General features: G+C 65.2%; 1 protein-coding gene. It reads right to left on the bottom strand.

The annotated features are described in order from the left end of the window. Window positions 1–1,267 (bottom strand): DUF1522 domain-containing protein (locus tag MTR72_RS40195; protein WP_341512347.1); only part of this gene is annotated, 1,267 nt, incomplete at both ends.

Here is a 1,267-nt window from a genome sequence, read left to right as displayed (position 1 = left end):
TCGCCGTGGTGACCGTCGCCGTACCGCCGGAGTTGGATGTGGTCCGCACGCCCGTGGCGAGGTCAACCGCCTTCAGCACGTCGGCGATCGTTGCCTGGTTCAGGTAGACCGTCGAGTTGCCGCTGCCGTCGGTGACGAGGTTGCCCGACACGCCCGAGCCGCTCGCAACTTCCGACGTACCCGGCGTGCCGCCATTCTTGAAGGTGATGGTCTTGCCATTGACGTTCAGGGTCGAGCCGTCCTGCACGAAAGTGCCGAGGCTGGTTCCTGAGGTGAGACGAGCCGCCGAGATCGTGGCACTGCCCGTGCCGGTCGCGGTGGTCAGACCCAACGCCTTCAGGGTATCGGCCTTGCCCGTGATGCTCAGATCAGCACCCGTCGAGCTGTTGAGGACGAGCTGGCCACTGCCGTTCACGCTCGAGGCGGTCTGGCCGGTGTTCGCGGTCAAGGTGCCAGCGACGTTGCGCTGCACACCGCTTGCGATGTCAATCGCGGTGAGCACGTCGCCGATCGAAGCCTTCGTCGTGGAGCCGAGATAGACGGTCGAATTGCCGTTGGCATCGGTAAACACGTTGCCGGTGGTCGTGTTGGCAATAGCAGCGACCTGGGTATATCCCGTAGGGGCCGTGCCCGGCGCGTCACCAGCCGCAAAGGTGATCGTCTTGCCGTCGACGGTAAGTGTATCGCCTGCGACAACACCGGCGTTGGCGTCGCCCGCAGCCGCACCGTTCAAGAGCTTGGCCGCCGTGGTCGCCGCGTTGATCGCGGTGCCCGTAACCGTGGCGATGGCGGCGCTGCCCAACGTCGTACCCGAGGTCGCTGCCGTGGTGCCGCCGGCCGCACCGGAGAACAGCACGTTGGAGAGCGCGGTCGCGCTCGAATAGGTCGTGGTGCCGCGCAGGTCGGAGGCGGTCGCACCCGCGATCGTGGTCGAGACGTTCGATTTGGTCGAATAACCGACCGTCGTCTGCAGTGCCTGGTTGGCGATCGACTTCGCGCTGTCGAGCAGCTTCTGCAGCGAGGTGATGCCGGTGTTGGCGGCCTGCAGCACCTGCACGCCGTTGGCGATGCCATCGAGCAGATTGTTGATGTCGCTGGCGCGGTTGTCGAGCGACTGGGCGGTGAAGAAGTTGGTGGGATTATCCAGCGCCGAGTTCACCTTCTTGCCGGTCGACAGACGCGACTGGGTGGTGGCGAGGAGGTCGGCGGTGGACTGGAGGGAGAGCAGGTTCTGACGAACCGACGCAGAGAGGACGATACCGGACAT

This window comes from Bradyrhizobium sp. ISRA442, from assembly GCF_038085055.1.
In the GTDB taxonomy this organism is placed as follows: Bacteria; Pseudomonadota; Alphaproteobacteria; order Rhizobiales; family Xanthobacteraceae; genus Bradyrhizobium.
The sequence above is the reverse complement of the archived record's forward strand: the minus strand, read 5'-3'. Positions and strand labels throughout refer to the sequence as shown.